Below are 25841 nucleotides of genomic sequence, written 5' to 3'. Positions count from 1 at the left end.
TGTTTTCGCCCTGGCCCCCTGAGTCAGGGGGCGGTTCGCGCCGCAGGCGCGAAATGGCGGGGTGTGGAAGCACAGCTGGCGGGGCCCAAAGCTTGCACAGCAAGCTTTGGGTTTACCAGGCGAAGCCTGGTCACCGCTGGTCGACCCTCAGCACCTTCGGCGTGACCATGATCAGCAGCTCGGCCTTGTCCTTGTTGCGACCCTTGCGCTTGAACAGGTTGCCTAGGAACGGCACGTCGCCGAGGAACGGGACCTTGGAGATGTCGCTGCGGTCGCGGAACTCGTAGACGCCGCCGACGACCACGGTCTGGCCGTCCTGCACCAGCACCGCGGTGTTGACCTCGCGCTTGGCGATCTGCGGAACCTGGCCGATCGAGGTGTTGGTGAAGCCTTCGACTTCGTCCTTCTTGACGTTCATGTTCAGGAACACGCGGCCGTCGTGGGTGATGGTCGGGGTGACCTTCAGCTCCAGCAGCACGTCCTTGAACTGCACGTTCGGGATCGGAATCGAGTTACCGCCCTGCTGCGGCGAGATCGTCACGTAACCGACTTCCTGGCCCTGGCGGATCACCGCCTCGCGCTGGTTGCTGGTGACGATGCGCGGGTTGGAGATCACCTCGCCACGGCCTTCTTCCTGCATCGCCGACAGCTCGACATCGAGCAGGTAACCGGCGTTGAGGATCGACAGGGCCAGCGCGCTGGGAGTGGTGACCGACTGGGCCGGCAGGTTGCTCATCAGCGAGCGGGTGATGTCGAAGGCGTTGGCGCCGTTCTGCACCGCGTCGGCACGCGAGTTGGCATTGGCCGAGGAGGCATCGGCGCTGCCGCCGAAGCCGACCGAGCTGCGATCGCCGGCCTTGCCGCTGGCGCCGCTGATGCCGAACTTGGCGCCGAGGTCGCGGGCGAAGGTGTCGGTGGCGATGACGACGCGAGCTTCGATCAGCACCTGGTCGACCGGGCGGTCGATCACGTGGATCAGCTCCTTCATCTGCGCGATCTTCTTCGGGATGTCACTGATCATCAGGGTATTGGTGCGCTCGTCGGCGACGATGCGCCCACGCGACGAGAGGAAGCCGCTGTCCTGGTTGGCACCACCGCTGCCACTGCCGCCGATGCCCTTGGCCTCGGTCAGCGCCTTATAGATCTGCGCGGCGTTGTGGTAGTTGATCTGCACGTACTCGGTGGCCAGATCGACGCGGGTTTCCAGTGCGATGCGCGCGTCTTCCTTGTCCTGCTCGTACTTGGCGATCTCAGGCTGCGGCGCGATCCACACGACGTTGCCGCTGCGACGCTTGTCCAGGCCCTTGGCCTGCAGGACGATGTCCAGCGCCTGGTCCCACGGCACGTTCATCAGGCGCAGGGTGACGTTGCCGGAGACGGTGTCGGCCGCCACCACATTGAGGCCGGACTCTTCGGCGATCAGCTGCAGGACGGTGCGCACCGGCACGTCCTGGAAGTTGAACGTGACCGGGCGGCCGGTGTAGCTGCGGGTAGCGGCGGCCGGTGCCGGCTTGCCGTCCACCGTGGCGCCGACGGCGCGACCGGTGGCTGCTGCGGTGCGCGGCACGATCTCGACGATGTACTCGCGACCGGTCTGGTACGCCATCGACTCGAAGTTGCCGGTGGTGTTGAGCACCAGCTGCGTGCCGGTGCCGCTGGCGCGGGCATCGATGCGCTGCACCGGCGTGGCGAAATCGACCACGTTCAGCGGCTTCTGCAGCGAGGCAGGCAGCTGGGCGTTGCCGACGTCGATGACGACGCTGGCACCCTGGTTGCGCAGGTCCGGCGCGGCACCATCGCCGCTGAACTTCAGCACCAGGCGGCCGGAGCCGTCAGCGCCGCGCTTGAAGTCGATGTCGGACACCGAAATGGCGCCCGGCAACTGCTTGGCCGGATCCTGGCTGGCCGCGGGTGCGACCTTGGCAGGTGCGGTGGCGGGCGCCGGTGCTGCGGCGTGGACTGCGCTGAAGGCGGCAATTGCGCCGACCATCAGACCCACCGACCCGCTGCGCAATAGCAGGGGGCGACGGGAAGGTCGCGTGCGTGTGTTGAAAACGGTCATCGTTGCTATCCCCCAATCCCTATTGATCTTCCAACGCGACCGTGGCCGGACGTTCCAGCCAGCCACCCGCGCCATCCGGCACCAGTTCCACCAATTCGATGTGGTCTTCGAACACGCCGGTCACGCGACCGTCGCTCTGCCCCATGTATGCCCCCGGCTGGATCCGGTACGTCACCTTGTCAGGCGCCATGACCAGTGCCACCACGCTGCCGCCATTGCCGAGCGTACCGACCATGTCGAGGCTGTCGAGCGGGAACTGCTCCAGCGTCTGCTTGCGCCGCGCCGAGTCCGGACGCGGGCCATTGCCGCCATCCTCGTCGGTGAATGCCGTGCTGAACGGATCGCGCATGGCGTAGGCGTTGTATTCGAAGGTTTCGAACTGCTGCATGACCGGCAGCGGGTCGAGCGGCGGCGCCGGACGGGCCTTGACCTCGGCGATCCACTTGTCCAGGTTCGGCGCCTCGCCGGGCGTGCTGCTGATGCCGCGCGAGCAGCCTGCCAGGACCAGGGCCGTTGCCAGCAGGGTCAGGACACGCGGTGCCGCGCCGTTGCGAATGGAGATTGCGCGCATCTCAGGTCCCCCCCTTCTTGCCGGCCGCCGAGGCTTCCTGCTTGGCCACTTCATCCTCGTCGAGGTAGCGGTACGTCTTGACCGTGCCAGCCAGTTCGAGCGGACTGTTGGGCGTGATCGCCGCGCCGGGTTCCTTGCTGCGCGGCTTCAGCGAGATGTCGTGCATGGTCATGATGACCACGCGCGGCAGCGAGGCCACGCCGCTTACGAAACCGCCGAACTGGTGGTAGCTGCCCACCATGCGCAGTGCGATCGGCTTCTCGGCGTAGAACTCCTTGGGCTGCTCCGGACCAGGCTGGAACAGCTCGTTGGTGATGCCGGTGGCGAGCGCGGTCTGCGAGATGTCGACGATCAGGTCGGGCATTTCGGTCTTGCTCGGCAGCTGGCGCAGCATCTGCTGGAGCTGCTGTTCCATCTGCGCGAGCTGCTGCTTGAGCGGCTCGAGGTTGGCGGCGCGACCCTGCTTGGTTTCGTACTCGGCGCGAAGGTCGGCTTCCTGGTGCTCCAGGCCTTCCAGTTCCGTCTTCTTGTCGCTGACGAACAGGTACCAGGCCAGGCCGACGATCAGCAGGGCGACCAGGACGCAGAAGCCCATCTTGGCCTGCTGCGGCCAGGAGCCGATGTTGTTGAAATCGAGTTCGTTGAGCTTGATGGATTTCTTCTTGCTCATGACGCCGCTCCCTTGGTCGGCGCTGCGGCCGGCGCCGTCGGCGCGTTGGCAGGGGTTGCTACGGGCGCGGGGGCCGGGGTGCCGGCCGGTTGCGCGGCGGCGGCGCCAGCTGCCGGCGCGGCCGGCGTGGCGGCAGCACCGGTACCGGCTGCGGTGGCCTCACCCGACTGCGCGATCTGCGAGGTCGTTGCGGCCGGCGCATCCGGCACGCCGTCGCCGTCCTCGTCCCTGGGTGCGTTCGGGTTGGCCAGCTTGACCTGCAGGCGGAACACGTACGGCAGCCCCTTGTCGCCACCCTTGGCCTCGATGATCGAAAGGTCCGGACTGGTCATCCAGCCTGAACCCTCGAGGTTGCGCATGTAGGTACTGACGCGGGCGTTGGACTGCGCGCGGCCTTCGAGCGTGAGCGTCTGGCTGTCCTGCTTGATCGAGGTGAGCACGGCGCCATCGGGAATCGTGCGCACCAGCGAATCGAACAGGTGGACCATCTGCGAGCGGTTGGCCTGGAGCTGTTCGATGACTTCCTTGCGGGCGAGTAGCTTGGCCTTCTTCTTGTCGAGTTCCTCGATCTCCTTGATCGCCTTGTCGACCTGCGTGATCTGGTCACGCATGTAGGCGTTGCGCTCGTTCTGGCCGTCGATCTGGCCGTTGTAGTAGCTGATGATCACGAACGACAGCAGCACCGCGCCCAGCGCCGCCATCGCGAACATCACCGCGAATTCTTTCTGGCGCAGCTTGCGGCGCTCTTCGCGCCACGGGAGGAGGTTGATGCGTGCCATCAGTCGAAGCTCCTCAGGGCGAGGCCACAGGCGATCATCAGCGCCGGCGCATCCTGGGCCAGGGCGTGCGCCTGCACGCGCGGCCCCAGGGTCATGTGGGCGAGCGGGTTGGCGATGGTGGTCGGCACGCCGAGCTGCTCTTCGACCATCTCGGCGATGCCGGCGATCGAGGCGCAGCCGCCGGCCAGGACGATCTGGTCGACGCGGTTGAACTCGCTGCCGGCGTAGAAGAACTGCAGCAGGCGGCTGATCTGCTGGACCATCGCCTCCTTGAACGGCTCCAGCACCTCGGCCTCGTAGCTTTCCGGCAGGCCGCCCTGGCGCTTGGCCAGACCGGCTTCCTCGTAGCTCAGGCCGTAACGGCGCATCACTTCGTCAGTGAGCTGCTTGCCGCCGAATACCTGTTCGCGGGCATACAGGCTGCGGCCCTGGCGAAGGACGTTGAGGGTGGTCATGGTGGCGCCGGAATCGACCAGGGCGACCAGGCCGTCGCGCGGCCCGCCGAGCTGGTCGGCGACCAGGGCGAAGGCGTTCTCGAGGGCGAAGGCCTCCACGTCCATCACCTTGGGCGTCAGGCCGCCGATCTCCAGCGCCGAGGCGCGGACTTCGACGTTTTCCGAACGCGAGGCGGCCAGCAGCACCTGGAGCATGTCCGGGCTGCCCGGCATCGGACCCAGGACCTCGAAGTCATGGCTGACTTCCTCGATCGGGTACGGCACGTAGTTGACCGCTTCCAGCTCGACCTGCGACTCCAGGTCGTCATCGTCCAGGTCGCCCGGCATCGGGATGACCTTGGTGATGACCGAGGAGCCGGCGACGGCGGCAGCGGCATGTTTGGCCCGGGTGCCCGAGCGCGCCACGGCGCGCTTGATCGCCTGTCCCACCGCCTCGACCTCGACGATGTTCTTTTCGACCACGGCATTGGGTGGCAGCGGTTCAACCGCGTAATGCTCGACGCGGTAGCGGTTGCCGGCCCGGGAGAGCTGCAACAGCTTTACGGCAGTCGAACTGATATCCACGCCGACGACTGCCGGCTGGCTTTTTGTGACGATCCCCACGGTATTCTCCCCTTGTCACAGGCGCTTACGTGCGCTTCGTGTGACCCTGCTTTAAATATCGAAGTTTGCGCGGCAAGGCAACTGTTCCGTTCGGAATTGCCTTACTGCGTCACTTTCCGCCCCTTCAACGGCTGGCCAGCCCGCCCCGTCCGGCCCGTCCGCCCCGCCCCTGCCCTGCTCAAGTGCCCATCCCCGGCTCATCTATACTCCACGGCCACTACACCCGCAATCGGAACCTGCCTTGATGCCCCGTTTCCGCCGCCTGCTGCGCTGGGCGCTGATCGCGTCCGCCGGCTTGGCTCTGCTCGGCGCCATTGCCCTGGGCACCCTGTACTACCTGGTCGCCCCCAAGCTCCCCGACGTCGAGACCCTGCGCACCGTCGAGATGCAGGAGCCGATGTACGTCTATGCCCGCGACGGCCGCCTGATGGCGCTGTTCGGCGAGACCCGGCGCTACCCGATCTCGATCCAGGACGTTCCCGACCGGCTCAAGCAGGCCTTCATCTCGATCGAGGACGCGCGCTTCTACAAGCACCATGGCGTCGACTTCAAGGGCATCGGCCGTGCGGTCTGGCTGCTCGCCACGACCGATGCCAAGCGCGTTCCTGGTGGCTCCACGATCACCCAGCAGGTGGCCCGCCAGTTTTTCCTCAGCAACGAATACAGCTACACGCGCAAGCTCGCCGAGATGCTGCTGGCGATGCGCATGGAGCGCGAGCTGAGCAAGGACGAGATCTTCGAGCTGTACCTCAACAAGAGCTTCTTCGGCAACCGCGCCTACGGTGTCGGCGCCGCCGCGGAGTTCTATTACGGCAAGAAGCTGGGCGAGCTCTCGCTCGATGAAATGGCCTCGCTTGCAGGCATTCCGAAGTTCCCCTCCAGCGGCAATCCGCTCAGCAATCCCGAGCGCGCCAAGGAACGTCGCGACTACATCCTGCAGCGCATGGTGGACCTGCGTTACGTCAGCCAGGCCGAGGCCGATCAGGCCAAGGCCGCGCCGATGCACGCCACCCCGCATGAGCGTCCGGTCGAGGTGTACGCGCCGTACGTGGCCGAAATGGTCCGCCAGGAAATGGTCGCCCGCTACGGCGCCGAGGCCCTGACGCGCGGCTATCACGTCACCACCACCATCGACCCGGTGCTGCAGGTTGCCGCCGACCAGTCCATCCGCGACGGCCTGTCGGTGTACGACCGCCGCCATGGCTGGCACGGCGTCGAGCAGCACTTCGACCTCGCCGCCGGCGAGGACGCGGCCTCGCTGCGCACGCGCCTGCGCGGCATCCCGACGCAGGCCTCGCTGCTGCCGGCCATCGTCACCGGCAGCAACGGCAGCCAGGTCAGCCTGGTGCTGGCCGACGGCACCCAGATCGAACTGGGCCCGAACCAGGGCTACGCCGAGCGCAGCCCGGCCAGCCTGGTCAAGCGCGGCGACCTGGTGCGCGTGCAGCGCATCGAGCCGGCGCCGGCCAAGCCCGGCCAGACCGGGCCGATGCCGGCGCCGACCTACCGCCTCGACCAGGTGCCGCAGGCGCAGGCCGCGCTGGTGTCGCTGGAGCCGGGCAACGGCGCACTGCGCGCCCTGTCGGGCGGCTACAGCTTCGCCGGCGCCAAGTTCAATCGCGCAACGCAGGCGCGACGCCAGCCGGGTTCGAGCTTCAAGCCGTTCCTGTATGCCGCCTCGTTCGAGCGTGGATTCAATCCGGCCTCGGTCGTGCTCGATGCGCCGGTGGTGTTCAAGGACCGTCGCGGCCACATCTGGCGTCCGCAGAACGACAGCGGCAACTTCGCCGGCCCGATGCGCCTGCGCGAGGCGATGGTGCAATCGCGCAACCTGGTGTCGGTGCGCCTGCTCGATGCCATCGGCGTCGACTACGCGCGCAAGTACATCAGCCATTTCGGCTTCGACGAAGCCGAGCTGCCGCCGAACCTGTCGATGTCGCTGGGCAGCGCCTCGCTGACGCCGATGTCGGTGGCGCGCGGCTTCGCCGCTTTCGCCAACGGCGGCTTCCGCATCACGCCGTGGTTCATCGACGAAGTGAAGGATCGCGAGGGCGCGGTGGTGTTCAAGGAAAAGCCGGCCGTTGCCTGCCCCGCCTGCGGTGGCGCCGGCGGCGCCAGCAGGGCCGTGCAGACTTCCGCCGTGGTCGACGGATTCAACCTGGGACCAGACGCGATGCCGGCCGCGGCGGCAGCCGACGCCAAGCCCAAGGACGAGCCGAAGAAAGTCGAGATCGACACCAGCAACCTGGTCCTGGCGCCGCGCGCGATCGACAACCGCATCGCCTACCAGATCAACTCGATGCTGCGCGACGTGGTCCTGCGCGGCACCGGCACCGCGGCCAAGGTGCTCGGCCGCGAGGACGTCGGCGGCAAGACCGGTTCGACCAACGACCACCGCGATGCATGGTTCTCCGGCTTCGGTGGTCCCTACGTCACCACCGTCTGGGTCGGCCGCGACAACTACAAGTCGCTGGGCTATCGCGAGTACGGCGGCAAGGCCGCGCTGCCGATCTGGATCGAGTACATGCGCGTGGCCCTCAAGGATCAGCCGATCGCGCTGAACGAGCCGCCGGAAGGCATGGTCAAGGTCTCGGTCTCGGCCAGCGGCGCACTGGTGCCGGGCGAAGGCGGCGGCATCGTCGAGTGGGTCAAGGCCGAGGACCTGGAGCGCATGCAGAGCTACGTCGACTACGGCCCGACCGAGACGGCGCCGGCCGAGGAAGAATTCGACATCTTCTGAGGCAACGCCAACACGCACGAAAACGACGCCGGGTTCGCCCGGCGTCGTCGTTTCCGGCCTTCGCTATCGTATGGCATTGGTTCATGCTGAGGGCACGGCATGAACGCTGCCGATACGGCAAAAGCGGTAACTTCCAGGCGCGATGAAACGTGTTAGGTTGCCGCTGCCGGTGCAGTTTCGGCCGCGGCGAACCAGGTCGCCGACGTCGTGCCAGATGCGGAGGTCGTCATGTCCCACGCCCGACACAACGCCAACCAGCACGCCACCCTGCACGCCCAGACGCGCACCCGCGAACGCCGCCACCGCCTCGCCCATGAAGCTGCGCGACTGATGGCCGAAGGCGGCATCCGCGACTACCACCAGGCCAAGCTCAAGGCCGCCGAACGCCTCGGCATCTTCGACGACGCTTCACTGCCGCGTAACCGCGAGATCGAGGAAGCGCTTCGCGAGTACCAGCGCCTGTTCCAGCGCGGGAACATCCCGGCGTTGCGGCAACGGCGCGAGTCGGCGTTGCGTGCGCTCGAGTTCTTCCAGTCGTTCGAACCGCGCCTGGTCGGCCCGGTACTGGACGGCACGGCCGACACGCGCAGCCCGGTCGCCCTGCACCTCTACAGCGACGACCCCGATGCTCCGCCGCGCTTCCTCGAACAGCACGGCATCCCCGCCGAGGCGCGCAGCCGCCGCCTGCGCCTGGACCGCGAACGCGACGGCGACTTCCCCGTCTGGGTCTTCAGCGCCGAGGACATCACCTTCGACCTGACCGTGCTGCCACTGGACGTCCTGCGCCAGGCGCCGCTGTCGAGCACCGACGAAAAGCCGATGAAGCGCGCCAGCGCCGCGCAGTTGCGGCAGCTGCTTGCCGACGACGAAATCCTCGACTACGAGAAGGGCGCGAATTCGCCCTGACAGCCCGCTGACAGCCCCGGAAACGACGAAGCCGCGACCAGGGCCGCGGCTTTGAGGTTGCACCGGCGCGAACGCCGGGCATGTACGCGAAGACTCAGCGCTTGCCGGCGTCGACGTAGTCGCGCTGCGGCGAACCGATGTAGATCTGGCGCGGACGGCCGATCTTGTTCTCCGGATCGTTCTGCTGTTCCAGCCAGTGCGCGACCCAGCCGGCGGTGCGCGCGATGGCGAACATCACCGTGAACATCTCCACCGGGATGCCCAGCGCCTTGTAGATGATGCCCGAGTAGAAGTCGACGTTCGGGTAGAGCTTGCGCTGCACGAAGTACTCGTCCTTCAGCGCCGCCTCTTCCAGCTTCATCGCCACTTCCAGCAGCGGATCGTTGACGCCCAGCTCGCCCAGGACCTTGTGGGTCATCTCGCGGATGATCTTGGCGCGCGGATCGAAGTTCTTGTAGACGCGGTGGCCGAAGCCCATCAGGCGGAAGCCCGACTCCTTGTCCTTGGCCTTGGCGACCGCCGAACCGACGTTCTCCGGACGGCCGATTTGCTCGAGCATCTTCAGCACGGCTTCGTTGGCGCCGCCGTGTGCCGGGCCCCACAGCGCGGCAACGCCGGCGGCGACGCACGCGTAAGGGTTGGCGCCGGTGGAACCGACCAGGCGCACCGTCGACGTCGAAGCATTCTGCTCATGGTCGGCGTGCAGGATGAAGAGCAGGTCCAGCGCCTTGGCGGCGACCGGGCTGAGCTCCAGCGGCTCGCTCGGCACTTCCTTCATCATGTGCAGGAAGCGCGTGGTGTACTCGAGGTTGTTCTTCGGATAGCGCATCGGCCAGCCGATCGAATAACGATGGCAGGCAGCGGCAATCGTCGGCACCTTGGCGATCAGGCGGATTGCGGCCAGGCGGCGCTGTTCCGGATCTTCCAGGTCGAGATCGTTGTGGTAGAAGCTCGCCATCGAACCGAGCATGCCGACCAGCATCGCCATCGGATGGGCATCGTGGCGGAAGCCGTACAGGAACGTGCGGAACGCCTCGTGCATCATCGTGTGATGCGTGACTTCGTGCTCGAACTTGGCGAACTCGCCCGGGTTGGGCAGCTCACCGTTCATCAGCAGGTAGGCGACTTCGAGGAAGCTCGAATGCTCGGCCAGCTGGTCGATCGGGTAACCGCGGTACAGCAGCACGCCGGCATCGCCATCGATGTAGGTGATCGCCGACTTGCAGCTGGCAGTGGCGGTGAAGCCGTTGTCGTAGGTGAAAGCGCCGGTTTCCTTCGGCAGCTTGGCGATGTCGATGCAGGGCTGGCCGAGAACCGGATGGTGGACCGGCAGGGTCACGGTCTTGTCGCCAGCGGTCAGGGTGACCTGGTCGAAGCCGGGTTTGTTCGAATCGGACACGAAACACTCCTCAAGTCTGCATGCCTGCCTCGCAGGCAGGCCGGGCACGAGTGGGCCACGAATGGGCACGGGGTCACGGCGAAACTCGGCCGAACCGCGATAGTGAATTATCGCACAACGACCTGGAGCCAAGGCTCGGACTTTGGTCGGCTGGCGCCGCGCCGGCGCAACGCACCGTCGCGCCTGGGCGGTCCCCGGGGGCATGGGCCGTCCCGCGGCCAGCCCGGAGCCTCAAGCGGCCCCTGGAAACGGGGCGAACGGCCAGAAACAGCAACGGCCGCCTTTCGGCAGCCGTCGCTACAACACTGGATCGCTCGTCTGCACCGGAACGGCAAAGACGGCAACGGCCGCCTGGCGGCAGCCGTTGCTACAGTCGATTCCGCACTTCGCCTGGAACGATGCCCGGGTCGAACCGTGCCTGAGGCACGGCCCGGAACATCACTTCTGGGCGTAGCGCTTGCGGAACTTGTCGACGCGACCGCTGGTATCCATGATCTTGTGCTTGCCCGTGTAGAACGGGTGCGAAGCCGAGCTGATGTCGACCTTGATCAACGGATACTCATTGCCGTCCTCCCACTTGATCGATTCCTTGCTGCCAAGGGTCGAGCGGGTCAGGAACTGGAAGTCGGTGGTCACGTCTTGGAACACGACTTCGCGGTATTCGGGATGGATGCCGGCCTTCATGGCACTCACCAATCTTTAAGCGGGAAAGCCGGGAAGTATAGCGACCACTCTGGCTTCCGGCAAGTCCGGATTACGCACCGATCAACGTCCTGGTCAAACGGCGGCGAGCGCCTCGCGGATCAGGCGGTCCAGGCGCGCCTGGTCGTATTTCAGCAGGATCCGGACGGCGTCTGGCCGGCCGCTCTGGCGCTGCCAGTCGACCACCGTCATGCCGCGGGCAGGGCCGTGCCCCAGCTCGATCGCCAGCGGACGCTCGGCCGTCTCCACGGCCCCGTCCGGGGCCAGTGCGAAGGCCATGGCGTAGGCATCGGCCGAATGCCAGTAGTCGCCGCGACGGTCGGCCGACCACTCCCGGGTCTTCTTCGAGATGCGCTCGTAGAAGCGGGCGCGTTCGGAGTCCGCGCCCAGCCATTCCAACACGCGGTCGTGGTGCAGGCCGTGGGCGATGGTGCCCTCCCAGTCGGCCAGGTCGATCTGCGCGAAGGCCGCGAAGACGATGTGCGCCGCCTCCGGATCGAAGTAGATGTTGAACTCGGCGGCCGGGGTGATGTTGCCGTGGCCGGTGACCGAGCCACCCATCACGACGAAGCGGGCGACGCGCTCGGGCAGGGTCGGATCGAGCTTGAGCGCCAGGGCGATGTTGGTCAGCGGGCCGAGCGCGACCAGCAGCAGCTTGCCGGCATGCTGGTGCGACAGGCGCACGATCGCCTGTGCGGCGTGCTCGGCCTGCACCTGCTGGCGCGCCGGCTCATAGCCGACATCGCCGAAGCCGTCCTGGCCGTGGACGTAGCCGGCGTCCGGCGCGGGATGCAGCAGCGGTCCGGCACAACCGGCGAACACCGGCACGTCGACGCCCGCGACCTCACACAGCTTCAGCGCATTGGCCACGGTGTGGCGCAGGCCGACATTGCCGGCCGCGATGGTCAGGCCAACGATCTGGTGGCGCGGATCATTGAAGGCCATCAGCAGGGCCAGCGCGTCGTCGACGCCCGGGTCGGTATCGATCAGCAGGGGGATCTTTTCGCTCATCGGCCCATTATGGCCGCCATGGCCGGAAAGATGACAACGCTGCGGCGCTAACCGGCATCGAGCGCCGCGCGCAATGCCTGGACGCGTTCGCTGTCGGTCTGCAGCCAGTCGCCGTCGATGCCGCCCAGGCGTGCATCGCCCTGGCGCATGCGCGAAGTGCACACCGCCTTCGCGGAGGCATGGAATTCGTCCGCACCACTGCGAACCATCAGCTTGCCGAGGATCGCGCCGGTGACGCCCGCGCCGGCCATGACGCGGATGCGCCGATCCGCCTGCTGCACCAGCTGCGCAATGCGGTCGGCGCCTTCCAGTGCCGTCGCTCGCGCACCCGATGTCAGCACCCGCTCGCAGCCCAGCGCGATCACCGACTCCAGCGCCTGCGCCTGGTCCCGGGCCACGTCGAAGGCGCGATGGAAGGTGACACCCAGTGCGCCAGCGGCGGCGACGAGTTCGCGGCAAGTCGCGCCGTCGACCGCGCCATCTTCGGCCAGCGCGCCGATCACCACGCCATCGCAGCCCAGCCGCACGCAGGAGGCGATGTCGCGCAGCATCACCTCGCATTCGCTGGCGTCGTAGAGGAAGTCGCCGGCACGCGGCCGGATCAGCACGTACAGGGGAATTCGCAGGCGCTCGCGCGCAACCGCGATCGTGCCGTACGACGGTGTGCAACCGCCCTCGCCGAGGTTCTCGCACAGCTCGATGCGATCGGCGCCGCCGTCCTGCGCGGCCAGTGCCGAGGCCAGCGAGTTGGCCGCGATCTCCAGCAGCGGCCGGCTCATTTGTGTTCCGTCGCGTACACCGATGACGACTCGTGCAGGCGCTCGTGCGGGCCCGCGCCGCCATCGTGCAGTGCGTAGACGAAGCCCTTGTGCAGGGCGAATGCGCCGACCTCACCGTCGCGATTGAGGGCGAGGAAACACACCTGCAGATTCCTGCTCGCCTCCGGGCGCTTGCGCACCACCCGCTCGATCGCCTCGCGGCAGGCGTCCGCCGGCGAGCGACCCTGCCGCATCAGCTCGACGACGAGGAAGCTGGCGGCGTTGCGCACCATCTCCTCGCCGACGCCCGACGCGGTGGCCGCGCCCACTTCGTTGTCGACATACAGACCGGCACCGACGATCGGACTGTCGCCGACGCGGCCGTGCAGCTTCCACGCCATGCCACTGGTCGTGCAGGCGCCGGCCAGGCGGCCCTGCGCGTCCAGGGCAAGGATGCCCAAGGTGTCGTGGTTGCTCTTGTCGCCCGGGCGCTGCTGGCGCTCGGCGTTGATCTGCGGCGCGTATTGCGCGGTCTTGAGCCATTCGCGCCAGGCCTGTCGCGCCTGGTCGGTCAGCAGCGGCGTCTTCTCGAAGCCCTGGGCCACGGCGAACTGTTGAGCACCGGCGCCGACCAGCAGCACGTGCGGCGTCTTCTCCATGACCGCGCGCGCCACGGAAACCGGATGGGCGATGTCTTCGATCGCGGCGACCGCACCGCAGCGGCCGTCCCCGTCCATGATGCTGGCGTCGAGGGTGAGCACGCCGTCGCGATCGGGATTGCCGCAGTGGCCAACGGTGGGATTGCACAGGTCGGCTTCGGCCCAGCGCGCGCCGGCCTCGACGGCGTCCAGCGCACTGCCGCCAGCGCCGAGCACGCGCCATGCCGCGGTGTTGGCGCCAATGCCGAAGTCCCAGGTCGAGACGACGCGGGCCCGGCCGGCAACGGGCGCAGCACCTGCTCTGGGCAGGGCCAGCGCGCCGGCGGCGAGCAGGGACGACTGGAGAAACGTACGGCGGTTGGTCATGCATCGACTCGCAAGCGTTGCGACGGGATCAGAAGCCGGAATGGCGCTCGTAATACCAGGCCGCAGCCCCGACCAGACCGAGCTGGCCGTGGTCGACCAGCCACACCGGCACGCGCGCGAGCACTTCGCCGAGCACGCCCTTGTTGCGGAAGCGCGCGGCAAAGTCGCTGTCGAGCAGGAACGGACGGATCTGCGCCGGAATGCCGCCGGCCAGGTACACCGCGTCGGCGCCAAAGGTCACCGCGAGGTCGCCGGCAAGGCTGCCCAGCAGCGCGCAGAACAGTTCCAGCGTTTCCACCGCACGCGCGTCGCTGCCGGCCTGGGCGGCGGCGGCAATCGCTTCGGGGTTGTCGAGCGCGGGCGTGGCGCCGTCGAGTTCGCACAGCGCCAGGTAGGTGTTGACCAGGCCCGGGCCCGACAGCACGCGTTCGTTGTCCACGTGCGGCCAGCGCTGCAGGAGGTGGCGGACCAGGTCGAGTTCGCGCGCGGTGCCGGCGGCCAGCGCCGCGTGGCCGGCCTCGCTGGCGAGCACGCGCAGCGGCGTGCGCTGCTGTGCCGCGCTGCGCAGGCACAGGGCGGCGCCGAAGCCGGTCCCCGGGCCCAGCACCAGCGCCGGACCATCGCCGGCGCGCTCGGGGCCGCACACGCGCGTCATCGTGGCGGCGTCGACGTACGACATCGCACAGGCCACGGCCTCGAAATCGTTGAGCAGGGCCAGGTGGGTGATCCCGGCGGCCTTGCGCGTGTGCTGCACCGACACCGGCCATTGCAGGTTGCTGTTGATCAGCGTGTCGCCTTCCAGGCGCCCGGCGATCGCCACCACGGCGTGGGTGCGCTCGGCGGAACTGGCGCCGGCGAAATGATCGAGGATCGCCGCCAGGCTCGGGTACTCGGCGCAGGCATAGCGCTGGTACTGCAGCACGTCGACCTTGCCGTCGGCGCCGACCCGTACCAGCCCCAGGCGCGCGTGGGTGCCACCGACATCAGCGGCAATGAACGGCTGGGCGCCCTGTCGGTCAGGGGACTGCTTCGAAGAATCGGCGATCACGGCATGCGGGCGGTCGACCGGGGGTCGGACTGTGCATGATGCCACTTGCGGTTGCGGCCAGCCGCCCCGGCGTCACGCTCCCGCAAACCGCACCGCCCCGCCGACCCAGCGCGCGACGATGCGCTGCGCCAGCCCGGGCGACTCGCGCAGCAGGCGCTCGCCCAGGTCCTGCACCTGCGGCAGCAGGTCGGCATCGCGGGCGAGGTCGGCGACGCGGAACTGGGCCAGGCCGGTCTGGCGGGTGCCGAGCAGTTCGCCGGGGCCGCGAAGTTCCAGATCCTTCTCGGCGATCACGAACCCATCGTTGGTCTCGCGCATGGTTTCCAGGCGCTGGCGCGCCATCTGCGACAGCGGCGACTGGTACAGCAGCACGCAGCTGGAGGCGGCACTGCCGCGACCGACCCGGCCGCGCAGCTGGTGCAACTGCGCCAGGCCCAGGCGTTCGGCGTTCTCGATGATCATCAGCGAGGCGTTGGGCACGTCGACGCCAACCTCGATCACGGTCGTGGCCACCAGCAGGTCGACCGCCCCTTCCTTGAATGCGCGCATCGTCGCCTGCTTGTCGGCTGCCTTCATGCGGCCGTGGACGATGCCCACGCGCACCTCGGGCAACCGCTTGGACAGGTCCTCGAAGGTCGATTGCGCGGCCTGGGCGATGACTTCGTCGCTGTCGTCGATCAGGGTGCAGACCCAGTACGCCTGGCGCCCTTCGGCACAGGCGCGGCGGATGCGTTCGACCAGCTCGGGTCGGCGCTCGGCGCTCAGCGCCACGGTCTGCACCGGGGTGCGTCCCGGCGGCAGTTCGTCGATCGCCGAGACATCGAGGTCGGCATAGGCGGCCATCGCCAGCGTGCGCGGGATGGGCGTGGCGGTCATCACCAGCTGGTGCGGGACGATGGCGTCACCGTTGCCCTTGCCCCCCACGCCCTTGTCGCGCAGCGCCAGGCGCTGATGCACGCCGAAGCGGTGCTGCTCGTCGACGATCGCCAGGCCGAGGTCGCCGAAGGCCACGCCGTCCTGCATCAGCGCGTGCGTGCCGACGACCATCTGCGCCTCACCGGAGGCCACCTGCTCCAGCACCTGGGCGCGGGCGCGACCGGTGACCTTGCCGGCCAGCCATGCCACGCGCACGCCCAGCGGCTCCAGCCAGGCGCGCAGGTTGCCCAGGTGCTGCTCGGCCAGCAGTTCGGTCGGCGCCATCAGCGCCGCCTGCTTGCCGGCCTCGATGGCCTGCATCGCCGCCAGCGCCGCCACCACCGTCTTGCCGCTGCCGACATCGCCCTGCACCAGGCGCAGCATCGGATGCGGTCGGGCCAGGTCGGCGCGGATCTCGTCGAACACACGCTGCTGGGCGCCGGTCAGGGCGAACGGCAGCGCCTTGCGCAGGCGCGTGGCCAGCGCGGTCTTGCGCAGCACGGGCGCGGCATGGGCCTGCTGGGCGATGCGCTGGCGGCGCAGGCTGAGGTGGTGCGCCAGCAGCTCTTCCAGGGCCAGCCGCCGCTGCGCCGGATGGCGGCCGGCGGCGAGCGCGGCGACATCGGCGTCCTGCGGCGGGCGGTGCACGGTCAGCAGCGCCTCCCGCAGCGACGGCAGCTGGAAGCCTTCGCGCAGCTCGCGCGGCAGCAGTTCCAGCGCCTCTTCGTCGGGCAGCCGGTCCAGGGCAAGGCCGATGAGCCGGCGCAGCGATACCGGGCCGATGCCTTCGATCGCCGGATAGACCGGGTCGAGGCTGCTGCCGAGCCCGGCGTCCGCTTCCTCGTCGAGCAGGCGATAACTGGGGTGGACGATCTCCAGGCCGTTCTGGCCCGGCCGCGGCGTGCCGTAGCAGCGCACGCGCGCGCCCGGCTGGAACTGCGCGACCTGGGCGGCGCGGAAATGGAAGAAGCGCAGCACCAGGGTCGCGCGCGAGTCGTCGCCGATCGCCACGCGCAACGTGGGCCGATAACGGAAACCGCGTTCGACCGCCTCCACGCGCCCTTCGACCTGTGCCGCCATACCTGGCTGCAACAGCCGGATCGGGGTCAGTGCGGTGCGGTCCTCGTACTGCCGCGGCAGTTGCAGCCACAGGTCCTGCAGCGTGGACAGGCCACGCGCAGCCAGCTTCTCGGCCACGCGCGGGCCGACGCCTCGCAGGCTGCTGATCGGCAGGCTGCTGATCGATTGCGGGTCGTGGAGAGCGACGGTGATCCCGCCCTTGCGTGTCGGCATCCGCCAAGGATGCCGGGATCGCCGAAAAACCTAAACCCCGGCACAAGCGTGCCGGGGTCGGTTGGGGCCAGGCCCCGAGGTCAGAACTTCGCGCTGACTTCCAGACCGTACTGGCGTGGCTGGGTCATGCGTGCGCCAACGGTGCCGAGCACGGTCATACCGTAGGTGCCCAGCGAGTTGACGTACTGGTTGTCGAACACGTTGTTGCCGTACAGCGCCCAACCCCAGTGGCCGCTGGACGAGGTCCAGCCCAGGCGCACGTCGGTGAGGTTCTGCGCCTCGCCGATGTCGATGGCGCCGGCGCCGGTGCCGCAGCCAAGAACGCTGTCGGACTCGGCGTTGCGGCGGCACTCGCCGACGTAGGAATGGCGCAGCGAAGCACGCATGTCGCCGGCATCGCCCATGTGCCAGACGTAGTTGGCGCCAGCTGCGAACGACCACTCCGGCGCGCCGGTGGCATCACCGGCCAGATCGACGCCCTGCGGGTTGACGTACTTCTTGTAGGTCGAATCCAGGTACTCGGCGTTGAAGTCGAAGCCCAGACCGTCGGTGGCCTGCCAGCGCACGTCGAAATCGACGCCGTAGGCTTCCTGGTCGGAGGTGTTGATCACGAAGCGCGGAATGCTCGTGGTCATGTCCAGGGTGACGGCCTGGCGGTTGTCGTAGACGTAGTAGAAGCCCGAGACGTTGTACGCCAGGCGCTGCTCCGGGAACGACTGCTTGATGCCGGTCTCGAAGTTCCAGACGTCCTCGTTCTCGAACTCGCTGCCGATCTGCAGGGCGTTGAAGCCACCGGCCTTGTAACCCTTGGCCAGCGAGGCGAAGCCCATCAGGTCATCGGCGAAGTGGTAGTCGACGACGAAGCGAGGGCTGAAGTCGTCCCACGACTTCTTCGCGCGCGTCTGCACGCCCTTGTTCATCATCGCTGGCGGATCGATGAAGGCCACGTCGAAGATGAACATCTCCTTCGGCAGGCCGATCGCATCGAAGAAGCCGATCGAGTCGAGCAGGTCGAGCTGGGCGTCGAGAGCCGGCGCGCTACGCAGGTCGTTGAACCAGGTGAAGTCCTTCTCGTCGCGGGTGTAGCGCAGGCCGGCGGTGAGGTTGAGCTTGTCGTTGACGTGCCAGATGGCGTCGCCGAACGCGGCGTAGGACTTGGTCTCGAGCGTGTTGACGAACTTCTCGTTCCACGGCAGGCCGGTCAGGTCGACCGGGATGCCGAACATGTTCGCGATCTGCGTGACCGGGCCGAACAGGCCGCCGGGCGCCAGACCCATGTTGTTGGCGATGGTGTCGATCGAGTCGGTCAGCGCGTTGACCTCGCTGGTCTGGTGCGCCTTCTCCTGGAAGTAGCTGACACCGGCGATCCAGTCGATGTGGTCGGTGCTGCCGTTGAACTTGAACTCCTGGTAGTAGTTCTCGTTGCTCTCGGTGTTGGTCGAATCGACGTAGAGGTAGCTGAGGTTGGTGCCGTCCTCTTCGACGCGGTTGAGCGAGTCGTAGTCGTGCCACGCCGAGGTCGAGGTCAGGCTGCCCCAGCCGAAGTTGTGGTCGACGATGAGCGTGACACCGTCGAACGTGCGCGTCTCGGCGTTGCCCTGCGCGTCGGTCGCGGTCGGAATGTTCAGCGGATCGAGGAACTGCGACGGATCGGCCGGCACGGTCGGCAGCGCCGGCAGCGCCGGGATCGGCACCACGCCGGTGGTGGCCTGGCCGAGCTGGTCCAGGCTCTCGTGATCCCAGCTGATCCAGGCGCGCGTGTCGTCGCCGAAGCGGGTCTGGAACGAAGCGCGCGTGGCCCAGTTGTTCTCCGGCGCCAGGTCTTCACCGGTGACCGAATCCTGGATCCAGCCGTCGGAGTGGTTGAAGATGCCGTTGAAGCGGAAGGCCGAATCCTCGCTCACGGCGACGTTCGCCATGCCCTCGAAGTAGGTCTTGTTGTCGTTGCCAAGACGCAGCTTGGCACGCGCACCGTTCTCGTCCTCGGGACGGGTGGTGATGATCGAGATCGCACCGGCGGCGGTGTTGCGGCCGAACAGCGTGCCCTGCGGGCCCTTGAGCACTTCGATGCGCTGCAGGTCGGTGAACGGCAGCAGCACGCCGCCGCCGCGACCGGCGTAGACGCCGTCGACGTAGACGCCGACGGCCGGATCGGTACCGATGCCGAAGTCGTCGGTGGCGATGCCGCGCAGCTGGAAGCTCGGCTGGGTCGGCTGCAGGCTGTTGATCTGCAGGCCGGGAACGAAGCTGTCGATGTCGCCGAGGTCCTCGGCGGCGACGTCCTCGAGCAGCTGCTCGGTGACGACCTGCAGCGCGATCGGCACGTCCTGCAGTTCCTGCTCGCGGCTCTGCGCGGTGACGGTGATCGTGTCCAGCTGCGTGGCGCTGACCGGCACCTGCGCCGTCTGCGCCATGGCCAGCGGCATCGCCGCGGTGAATGCTAGACCTGACAGCGCGCGGCCCAGACTGATTGCGAGCCTGCTCTTGCGTGGCGACATCGGAACTCCCCTCCCAATGACTTTCTTGTTGTTTTGACACCGGCGGTCCACGTTGATGGGACCGCTCGGCGGTGATTTACCTCATCGCGACTGGATCGCGACCTTCTGCTCCGGATCGGCACAATTTCCCAGCCATGCACCGATCCAGTCGCGGATCAGGGCAACGCCTTCCTCGTGCACGGTTCCCCGACCGAGCTCGGGCATCATCGCACCTGGATCGAGACTGTCCATGCGGTAGATGATGATCGAATCATCCGGGTCGCCCGGGACGATGTCGAACATGTGGTCGCCGGTGCCCTGCCCGGCCGCCACCGGCGGCTTGCACAGGCCCAGGCGACGCGTTTCGGTGGTGCCTGCATCGAGCCACAGGCCGGACGTGTCGGCCGCGCCCTTGGGGTTGTGGCAGTGACCGCAGTTGACGTCGAGGTAGGCGCGCGCGCGGTCTTCGACCTTGGCCGAGGCGTCGTCGAAGCGTGCATTGTGCGGCACGCCGGTGGCCGGCAGCCCCTGCAACCGGCCCAGTTGGACCATCCGCGCAAGCTGGTTCGTGCCCGGATGCCACGGATCGTCGCGATTGAGATGGCGCGCCTTCGGGCCGATCGGGTGCAGTTCGCGCGTGGTGTTGTTGGTGGCGTGGCAGCCGGCGCACTGGTTCTCGTCGGGCACCATGTAGTTGAAGGACTGCTCGCCGCTGCCGTCGGGCTTGCGCATCGTCATCGCGACGGAGTCGCCTTCGCGGGCCAGCACGGCCTGGGTCTGCTCGGCATTCCAGACATACGCCATCGCCACCCAGCCCTGCTCGCGCCGCACCAGCAGACGCGTCTCGACCAGGCGGACCTTGGCCAGGTCGAGGCCGTCGCGCGTTTCCGAAGCTTGCTCGGCCACGCGCAACACCGCTGCGTCCTTGCCCGCGCGCGGGTAGTAGAAGGTCTTGCTGATGATGGTGCCGACCGGGAAGTCGAAGGCCTCGTACTGCTTGTACGTGGCCTTGGTTCCCGGCGGCAGCCACAGCGTGCGCAGCTTGTGCGCGTAGTCGCTGAACAACGCACTGTTGAGTGCGTACGGCTCGACGCCTTCGTTCAGGCGCAGATGACCGTCAACGACCGACACCACGTGCCAGTCGCTGAGCTGCCCGGGGTGGCCCGATGCGTGGAACTGCACCGGCTCCTGGCTGCGCTTGCATCCCACCAGCGACATCGCGGCCAGCATCACGGCCGCGCCAATCACGAACACGTGCTTCATGCCGTCGGAGCCGCCTTCACTGCAGGAGCGGCGCTGTCGACCGGCAACGTCACCACCGGCAACGGCGGCAACTGGCAACGCACCGCGTCGGTGACCAGGCTCGGGTTCTTGTACTTGTTCGGGCCATCGGCATTGAGTGTCTGCGCGGCGCCATTGTCGACGCAGACCTGCGCGCCGCCGGGGCGCGCGGTGTTGACGTAGCCGTCCCACAGCACGTCCGGCAGGCGACCGCCAAGGCCGAACATCGCCACCTTCAGCGCCTTCAGGTCGAGGCCGTCGGGCTTGTCGCCGCCGCCCTTGAAGCGGTTGCCGTGGATGGCGATCTCTTCCGGATACGGATCGAATGCCTTGGCCACGCCCTTCTCGGTCATGTAGCCGGTCGAGAAGTAGCTCGAGACGATGATGTTGGCGGTGTTGTTGTCGGCAATGTCGTTATCGAAGATCTCGACCTTGTCGTTGGAGTTGATCACCACGCCCGAGCCCGCCGGCACGCTGGCGACGGCGGCGCCCTTGGCGGCGAAGTTGTCGGTGTTGTTGGCGAACACCTTGTTGCGGTAGACGCGGCTGGTATGGCCCGGCTGCGGCAGGTTGGGCATGTTGAACACGAGGATGCCGCCGGTGTTTTCGGTGGCGGTGTTCTCGTAGACGTCGGCGCCGATCGAGTTCTCGATCTCGATGCCGGCGACGTTGCGCTCGGCGCGGCTGCGGCGCACGACCACGTTCTTCGACTGGCCGACGTAGATGCCGGCGTCGGAGGCGCCGATCGCGACGGAGTCCTCGATCAGCACGTTGGTGGTCTGCACCGGGTAGATACCGTAGGCGCCGTTGGTGGTCTTGGGACCGCCGGTCCATTCCACGCGCACGCCGCGGATGGTGATGTTCTCGCCTTCGTTGATCTTCAGCCCGTCGCCCTTGGTGTCCTCGATGGCGAGGTTTTCCAGGGTGAAGTTGCCGGCGTTGACCAGCAGGCCCTCGGCGCCGGACTTCTGGCCCTTGAAGCTCAGGATGGTCTTGTCCATGCCGGCGCCGCGGATGGTCACGCCGTCCACGCGCAGGCTCAGGCTGCGGTCGAAGGCGAAGCGGCCGGCCGGGATCTCGATCACGTCGCCGGGCTTGGCATCGAGCAGGCGGCCGATCAGCACCTTCTGGTAGTCCGCATCGGCGGCCGGGGCCGCGACCTCCTGCTTCTGGCAACCGGCCAGGCCCGCCACGCCAACTGCGATCGCAATGCTGAGTGTGATGCGCTTCATAAGGTTTGCGTCCGTCCCCGTTCCAGACTGATCCCAGTGGCCTCGCCCCCACGCATGGCGACAGGGGGAGGAAATCAATCCGCAGTCTGTGACGTTCGGACGACGCCAGTGGAGGGCAAAGCCGGCATACTCTGGGGGGCAAACCGGACAAGCTACGCAAGCGTATGCAACCTATCCATAACGACGACCCGCGCCAGAGCGTAGCCAACATCAAGAGCGGCATTGTTGCCGGGCTGGTCGCCATGGCGCGCGAGGCCGGGATCGGCTGCGAGGGCTGGTTCGCCGGCCTGCGGCTGGGGCCGGCCGAGTTCGACGGCGATACGCCGGTCTACCTGTCCTACCGCCAGACCTGCCAGATCATCCGCCGCGCCATACGCACCCTGCCGGGCCGCGGACCGGGCCTGGTCCTGGGTGAGCGCCAGAACATCGGCCATTTCGGCCTGCTCGGCCTGGCGATGCTGACCGCACCGCGCTTCGCCGAAGCATTGCAGCTGGGCGTGCACTACGCGCCGATCACCGGGGCAATGATGGAGCTCCAGCTCGATGCCGACGGCGGCGATGACCTGGGCATGGTGGCCATCATGCGCAGCCCGGATCCGGAACTTGAGCCGTTCCTGTGCGAAGAACTGTTCGCCAGCTGCCTGATGCTCTGCCGCGGCCTGCTGGGCGCCGACTTCCGGCCGACGGTGCTGGAACTGGCCTACCCGGCACCGGATTACGCCGACGACTACGCGCGCGTGTTCGACTGCGCGATCCGCTTCGATTGCCCGCGCAACCGCGTGGTCATCGACGCGCGCTGGCTGCACACGGCCATGCCCGCCGGCAATGCCGCCAGCGCCCAGCATGTGCTGGCGCTGTGCGACGAGCAGATGCCGGCCGGTCAGGCCCGCAGCGAAATAGTGGCAGTGGTGGAGCGCCTGCTGTTGCAGCGCCTGGCCGACAACCCGAGGCTGGTCGACATCGCCGCCGCGCTGCACCTGACCGAGCGCACGCTGCGTCGCCAGCTGCAGGCGGCGCAGACCAGCTTCAGCGAACTGCACGACCGCGTGCGCAGCGAATCGGCGCGGGCGCTGCTGGGCGACCAGAAGCTGAGCATCGCCAACGTCGGCGCCGCGGTCGGGTTCAAGGACGCACGCGAGTTCCGCCGTGCGTTCAAGCGCTGGACCGGCGTGGCCCCGCGCGAGATGCGCACGCAGGGCTGAAGCCGCTGCGGCCTTTTATTCCAGCACCATCACCGCGTCGACTTCGAAACCGGCGCCGCGCGGCAACCCCGACACTTCGATCGTGGATCGCGCCGGATACGGCGCCTGGAAGAACTCGCCCATCACCGCGTTGACCGCGGCGAAGTTGCCCAGGTCGGTCAGGTAGAGACCGAGGCGGACGACGTCGGACAACGACCCGCCGGCGGCTTCGCACACGGCCTTGAGGTTCTCGAAAGCGCGTCGTGCCTGCGTGCTGATGTCACCTTCGACCAGCAGGCCGGTACCCGGATCGAGCGGAATCTGCCCGGACAGGTAGACGGTATCGCCGGCGCGCACGGCCTGCGAGTACGGGCCAATGGCGGCCGGGGCCTTGTCGGTGTGGATGATCTGGCGGGACATGGGATGGCTCTCGGGAAGTCAGAGGGCCATGCTAGCAACACAAGGCCAGCAACTGGCGACTACATCCGCTGCACGCCCAGCACCACGCCCAGGCGGCGCACGCGCCGCATCACGTCGGCGAGGTGGCGGCGGCCGCTGACCTCGATCGCGAAACGCATCACCGCCACGTTCGCATCGCGGTCGAGGTATTCGACGCGGTCGATGTTCGACTCCGCTTCCGCGATCGCCGCGGCAACCTGTGCCAGTGAACCCGGACGGTTGTCGACTTCGATGCGCAACGCCGCGGCGAAGTCGCCGGTAACCTGCCGGTCCCAGCCGATCGGCACCCAACGGTCGGGCGACTTGCGGTAGTCGGCGACGTTCGGGCAATCGAGACGGTGCACCACGATGCCCTTGCCGGCCGTGTGGTAACCCATGATCTCGTCGCCGGGAATGGGCAGGCAGCAGTTGGCGAAACTGATCACGCCGCGCTCTGCGCCGGTGATGAGGATCTTGTCCTGCGACAGCGGCTGCAGCGGCAGGTCCTTCGCGCGCAGCGGTTTTCCAGGGCTCTCGCGCGCCAGCGCCTGCGCCACCTGTTGCGGCATGCGATTGCCCAGGGCGATGTCGGCCAGCAGCGCCTCCAGGCGCGGATAGCGGAATTCGGCCAGGTAGGACTCCATCCGCACCGCAGGCACGCGGTCGAGCGAGATGCCCAGTGCCTCCAGCGCGCGGTCGAGCATGCGATGGCCCAGCTGCACCGCATCCTCGTGTTCGAGCTGCTTGAGCTGCTGCCTGATCGACGTGCGGGCCTTGCCCGAGACGACGAACTCGAGCCACTGCGGCTTCGGCGACGAGGACTTGGCGGTGATGATCTCCACCCGCTGGCCGCTGGCCAGCCGCGTGCGCAGCGGCACCAGCTTGCCGTCGACGCGCGCCGCCACGGCGCGATTGCCGACGTCGGTGTGGACGGCGTAGGCGAAATCGAGCGCGGTCGAATTGCGCGGCAGCGACATGATGTCGCCCTTGGGCGTGAACAGGTAAACCTCGTCCGGGAACAGGTCGACCTTGACGTTCTCGAGGAACTCCAGCGACGAACCGGTGGAGCGTTGCGACTCGACCAGGTTGGCGATCCAGCTGTGGGCTCGGCTCTGCGCGCTGCTCGGGCCGTCGCCACCGTGCTTGTAGGACCAGTGCGCGGCGATGCCGCGCTCGGCGATCAGGTCCATTTCCTCGGTGCGGATCTGCACTTCGATCGGGGAACCGTAAGGGCCGAACAGAACCGTGTGCAGCGACTGGTAACCGTTGGCCTTGGGAATCGCGATGAAGTCGCGGAAACGCGAGTCCAGCGGCTTGTACGAGGCGTGCACCACACCCAGGGCGTGGTAGCAGTCCGGCACCGTGCGCACGACCACGCGGAAGCCGAACACATCCATCACCTGGGCGAAGGTTTTGTGCTCCGAGCGCATCTTGGTGTAGATGCTCCACGGCGACTTGACCCGGCTGACCAGACGGTGCGGCACCTTCTCTTTCGCCAGCCGCTGCGCCAGTTGCGCCTCGATCTGCACCAGCGACTCGCGCCGCACCACCGGCTGGGTGCGCAGGCGTTTTTCGATCACCGCGTGACGCCAGGGATGCAGCGCGCGGAAGCCCAGGTCCTGCAGCTCGGCCTTGATCAGGTTCATGCCCAGGCGCTGGGCGATCGGTGCGTAGATCTCCAGCGTCTCGCGGGCGATGCGGTGGCGCGCCTCCATGCTCTGCGCGCCAAGGGTGCGCATGTTGTGCAGGCGGTCGGCGAGCTTGATCAGGATCACGCGCAGGTCGCGCGACATCGCCAGCAGCATCTTGCGGAAGCTTTCCGCGGTGGCTTCCTGGCGGTCGCGGAACTGCAGCTTGTCGAGCTTGGTGACGCCGTCGACCAGCTCGGCCACGGTTTCGCCGAACTCGCTGGCAAGGCCGTCGCGGGTCAGCGGCGTGTCTTCGATGGTGTCGTGCAGGATCGCCGCGATCAGCGTCTCGACGTCCAGGCCCTGGTCGGCCAGGACCTTGGCCACGGCCACCGGGTGGGTGATGTAGGGCTCGCCGGATTTGCGGGTCTGGCCGGCATGCGCGGCCGCGCCGATCGCCCAGGCCCGGCGCAGGCTCTGGCGCTGGGGCGCGGGCAGGTACTCGGCGGCGTTTTCCAGCTCGCGCACGTAGTCCGGCACGTCCGCGTCATCGAGGACGACGGCGGGATGCGTGCTGATTGCGGACTCTGCGGGGGTCATGGAGAGAATCTACGCGTGCGGCGGCGCGCTGTGCAATCAGGGCGCACAAATGCAAACGGCCCCGCCG

Annotated in this window: 20 protein-coding genes; 3 read left to right on the top strand and 17 right to left on the bottom strand. The window is 67.7% G+C overall.

All coding sequences use genetic code 11. The annotated features are described in order from the left end of the window. Positions 1–130 precede the first annotated feature (130 nt). From AC1DER_RS12230 to AC1DER_RS12210, 5 genes are read right to left on the bottom strand one after another with little or no spacing between them, the layout of a single operon-like run. Entirely contained in the window at positions 131–2062 is a 1932-nt protein-coding gene (locus AC1DER_RS12230; protein WP_477247659.1) for a type IV pilus secretin PilQ, read from the bottom strand. Positions 2063–2081: 19 nt separating this feature from the next. Further along, positions 2082–2633 carry a pilus assembly protein PilP gene (locus AC1DER_RS12225; RefSeq protein ID WP_441817059.1) on the bottom strand — a complete coding sequence of 184 codons (552 nt, stop codon included), beginning with the start codon at positions 2631–2633 and terminating at the stop codon, positions 2082–2084. 1 nt (position 2634) lies between these two features. Next, positions 2635–3303, bottom strand: a complete 669-nt coding sequence (locus AC1DER_RS12220) for a type IV pilus inner membrane component PilO (protein ID WP_441817058.1) — start codon at positions 3301–3303, stop codon at positions 2635–2637. Next, positions 3300–4082, bottom strand: coding sequence for a PilN domain-containing protein (locus AC1DER_RS12215; RefSeq protein ID WP_477358003.1), 783 nt, complete (start codon positions 4080–4082; stop codon positions 3300–3302). Before AC1DER_RS12215 ends, AC1DER_RS12220 begins: the two co-directional genes overlap by 4 nt. Next, complete coding sequence (locus tag AC1DER_RS12210; RefSeq protein ID WP_441817056.1) at positions 4082–5140, bottom strand: pilus assembly protein PilM; 1059 nt, start codon at positions 5138–5140, stop codon at positions 4082–4084. The genes AC1DER_RS12215 and AC1DER_RS12210 overlap by 1 nt, the downstream gene beginning before the upstream one ends. A 244-nt stretch (positions 5141–5384) precedes the next feature. Between AC1DER_RS12210 and AC1DER_RS12205 the strand changes: the two genes are divergently transcribed. Next, entirely contained in the window at positions 5385–7880 is a 2496-nt protein-coding gene (locus tag AC1DER_RS12205; protein ID WP_477247277.1) for a penicillin-binding protein 1A, read from the top strand. A 228-nt stretch (positions 7881–8108) separates the two neighbouring features. Continuing rightward, a complete protein-coding gene (locus AC1DER_RS12200; RefSeq protein WP_441817054.1) occupies positions 8109–8786 on the top strand; it encodes a hypothetical protein in 678 nt (225 codons plus the stop codon). Between the two features lie 94 nt (positions 8787–8880). Here the strand turns inward: AC1DER_RS12200 and AC1DER_RS12195 are convergent, their stop codons facing one another. The 10 genes from AC1DER_RS12195 to AC1DER_RS12150 all read right to left on the bottom strand — a co-directional run bounded on the left by AC1DER_RS12195 (position 8881) and on the right by AC1DER_RS12150 (position 21927). Then, positions 8881–10185: a citrate synthase gene (locus AC1DER_RS12195; RefSeq protein WP_441817053.1), complete on the bottom strand. Its 1305-nt coding sequence runs from the start codon at positions 10183–10185 to the stop codon at positions 8881–8883. 438 nt (positions 10186–10623) lie between these two features. Next, positions 10624–10869 carry a type B 50S ribosomal protein L31 gene (locus tag AC1DER_RS12190; protein ID WP_158734120.1) on the bottom strand — a complete coding sequence of 82 codons (246 nt, stop codon included), beginning with the start codon at positions 10867–10869 and terminating at the stop codon, positions 10624–10626. Positions 10870–10962: 93 nt separating this feature from the next. Continuing rightward, complete coding sequence (locus AC1DER_RS12185) at positions 10963–11898, bottom strand: nucleoside hydrolase (RefSeq protein WP_477247280.1); 936 nt, start codon at positions 11896–11898, stop codon at positions 10963–10965. Between the two features lie 47 nt (positions 11899–11945). Continuing rightward, positions 11946–12677: a copper homeostasis protein CutC gene (locus tag AC1DER_RS12180; protein WP_477247282.1), complete on the bottom strand. Its 732-nt coding sequence runs from the start codon at positions 12675–12677 to the stop codon at positions 11946–11948. Continuing rightward, positions 12674–13681, bottom strand: a complete 1008-nt coding sequence (locus AC1DER_RS12175; RefSeq protein WP_477247284.1) for a glycosylasparaginase — start codon at positions 13679–13681, stop codon at positions 12674–12676. The genes AC1DER_RS12180 and AC1DER_RS12175 overlap by 4 nt, the downstream gene beginning before the upstream one ends. A 28-nt stretch (positions 13682–13709) precedes the next feature. Beyond that, positions 13710–14729, bottom strand: coding sequence for a glucokinase (locus AC1DER_RS12170; RefSeq protein ID WP_441817049.1), 1020 nt, complete (start codon positions 14727–14729; stop codon positions 13710–13712). Positions 14730–14801: 72 nt separating this feature from the next. Continuing rightward, positions 14802–16937 carry an ATP-dependent DNA helicase RecG gene (gene recG, locus AC1DER_RS12165; protein WP_477247286.1) on the bottom strand — a complete coding sequence of 712 codons (2136 nt, stop codon included), beginning with the start codon at positions 16935–16937 and terminating at the stop codon, positions 14802–14804. A gap of 80 nt (positions 16938–17017) precedes the next feature. After that, on the bottom strand, positions 17018–19435 hold the full coding sequence (locus tag AC1DER_RS12160; protein ID WP_477247288.1) for a TonB-dependent receptor: 2418 nt from the start codon (positions 19433–19435) through the stop codon (positions 17018–17020). Between the two features lie 81 nt (positions 19436–19516). Beyond that, entirely contained in the window at positions 19517–20677 is a 1161-nt protein-coding gene (locus tag AC1DER_RS12155) for an SO2930 family diheme c-type cytochrome (protein ID WP_477247290.1), read from the bottom strand. Next, the gene (locus AC1DER_RS12150; RefSeq protein ID WP_441817045.1) at positions 20674–21927 is read right to left on the bottom strand and encodes a parallel beta-helix domain-containing protein; all 1254 of its coding nucleotides are present in this window, start codon (positions 21925–21927) and stop codon (positions 20674–20676) included. Before AC1DER_RS12150 ends, AC1DER_RS12155 begins: the two co-directional genes overlap by 4 nt. A gap of 164 nt (positions 21928–22091) precedes the next feature. Here AC1DER_RS12150 and AC1DER_RS12145 point away from each other — a divergent pair, with 164 nt between their 5' ends. After that, positions 22092–23129, top strand: coding sequence for an AraC family transcriptional regulator (locus tag AC1DER_RS12145; RefSeq protein WP_441817044.1), 1038 nt, complete (start codon positions 22092–22094; stop codon positions 23127–23129). 15 nt (positions 23130–23144) lie between these two features. Here the strand turns inward: AC1DER_RS12145 and AC1DER_RS12140 are convergent, their stop codons facing one another. Further along, positions 23145–23528 (bottom strand): RidA family protein, encoded by a 384-nt coding sequence (locus AC1DER_RS12140; protein WP_441817043.1) that lies wholly within the window; start codon positions 23526–23528, stop codon positions 23145–23147. A gap of 59 nt (positions 23529–23587) precedes the next feature. Then, on the bottom strand, positions 23588–25774 hold the full coding sequence (locus tag AC1DER_RS12135; RefSeq protein WP_441817042.1) for a RelA/SpoT family protein: 2187 nt from the start codon (positions 25772–25774) through the stop codon (positions 23588–23590). Positions 25775–25841: the final 67 nt, after the last annotated feature.

Source organism: Lysobacter sp. 05T417 (assembly GCF_056396405.1).
The sequence above is the reverse complement of the archived record's forward strand: the minus strand, read 5'-3'. Positions and strand labels throughout refer to the sequence as shown.

Coding starts and splice junctions, on each gene's coding strand:
- AC1DER_RS12230 (WP_477247659.1), bottom strand. CDS start 2,062: ATGACCGTTTTCAACACACGCACGCGACCTTCCCGTCGCCCCCTGCTA.
- AC1DER_RS12225 (WP_441817059.1), bottom strand. CDS start 2,633: ATGCGCGCAATCTCCATTCGCAACGGCGCGGCACCGCGTGTCCTGACC.
- AC1DER_RS12220 (WP_441817058.1), bottom strand. CDS start 3,303: ATGAGCAAGAAGAAATCCATCAAGCTCAACGAACTCGATTTCAACAAC.
- AC1DER_RS12215 (WP_477358003.1), bottom strand. CDS start 4,082: ATGGCACGCATCAACCTCCTCCCGTGGCGCGAAGAGCGCCGCAAGCTG.
- AC1DER_RS12205 (WP_477247277.1), top strand. CDS start 5,385: ATGCCCCGTTTCCGCCGCCTGCTGCGCTGGGCGCTGATCGCGTCCGCC.
- AC1DER_RS12200 (WP_441817054.1), top strand. CDS start 8,109: ATGTCCCACGCCCGACACAACGCCAACCAGCACGCCACCCTGCACGCC.
- AC1DER_RS12190 (WP_158734120.1), bottom strand. CDS start 10,869: ATGAAGGCCGGCATCCATCCCGAATACCGCGAAGTCGTGTTCCAAGAC.
- AC1DER_RS12185 (WP_477247280.1), bottom strand. CDS start 11,898: ATGAGCGAAAAGATCCCCCTGCTGATCGATACCGACCCGGGCGTCGAC.
- AC1DER_RS12180 (WP_477247282.1), bottom strand. CDS start 12,677: ATGAGCCGGCCGCTGCTGGAGATCGCGGCCAACTCGCTGGCCTCGGCA.
- AC1DER_RS12175 (WP_477247284.1), bottom strand. CDS start 13,681: ATGACCAACCGCCGTACGTTTCTCCAGTCGTCCCTGCTCGCCGCCGGC.
- recG (WP_477247286.1), bottom strand. CDS start 16,937: ATGCCGACACGCAAGGGCGGGATCACCGTCGCTCTCCACGACCCGCAA.
- AC1DER_RS12160 (WP_477247288.1), bottom strand. CDS start 19,435: ATGTCGCCACGCAAGAGCAGGCTCGCAATCAGTCTGGGCCGCGCGCTG.
- AC1DER_RS12155 (WP_477247290.1), bottom strand. CDS start 20,677: ATGAAGCACGTGTTCGTGATTGGCGCGGCCGTGATGCTGGCCGCGATG.
- AC1DER_RS12150 (WP_441817045.1), bottom strand. CDS start 21,927: ATGAAGCGCATCACACTCAGCATTGCGATCGCAGTTGGCGTGGCGGGC.
- AC1DER_RS12145 (WP_441817044.1), top strand. CDS start 22,092: ATGCAACCTATCCATAACGACGACCCGCGCCAGAGCGTAGCCAACATC.
- AC1DER_RS12140 (WP_441817043.1), bottom strand. CDS start 23,528: ATGTCCCGCCAGATCATCCACACCGACAAGGCCCCGGCCGCCATTGGC.
- AC1DER_RS12135 (WP_441817042.1), bottom strand. CDS start 25,774: ATGACCCCCGCAGAGTCCGCAATCAGCACGCATCCCGCCGTCGTCCTC.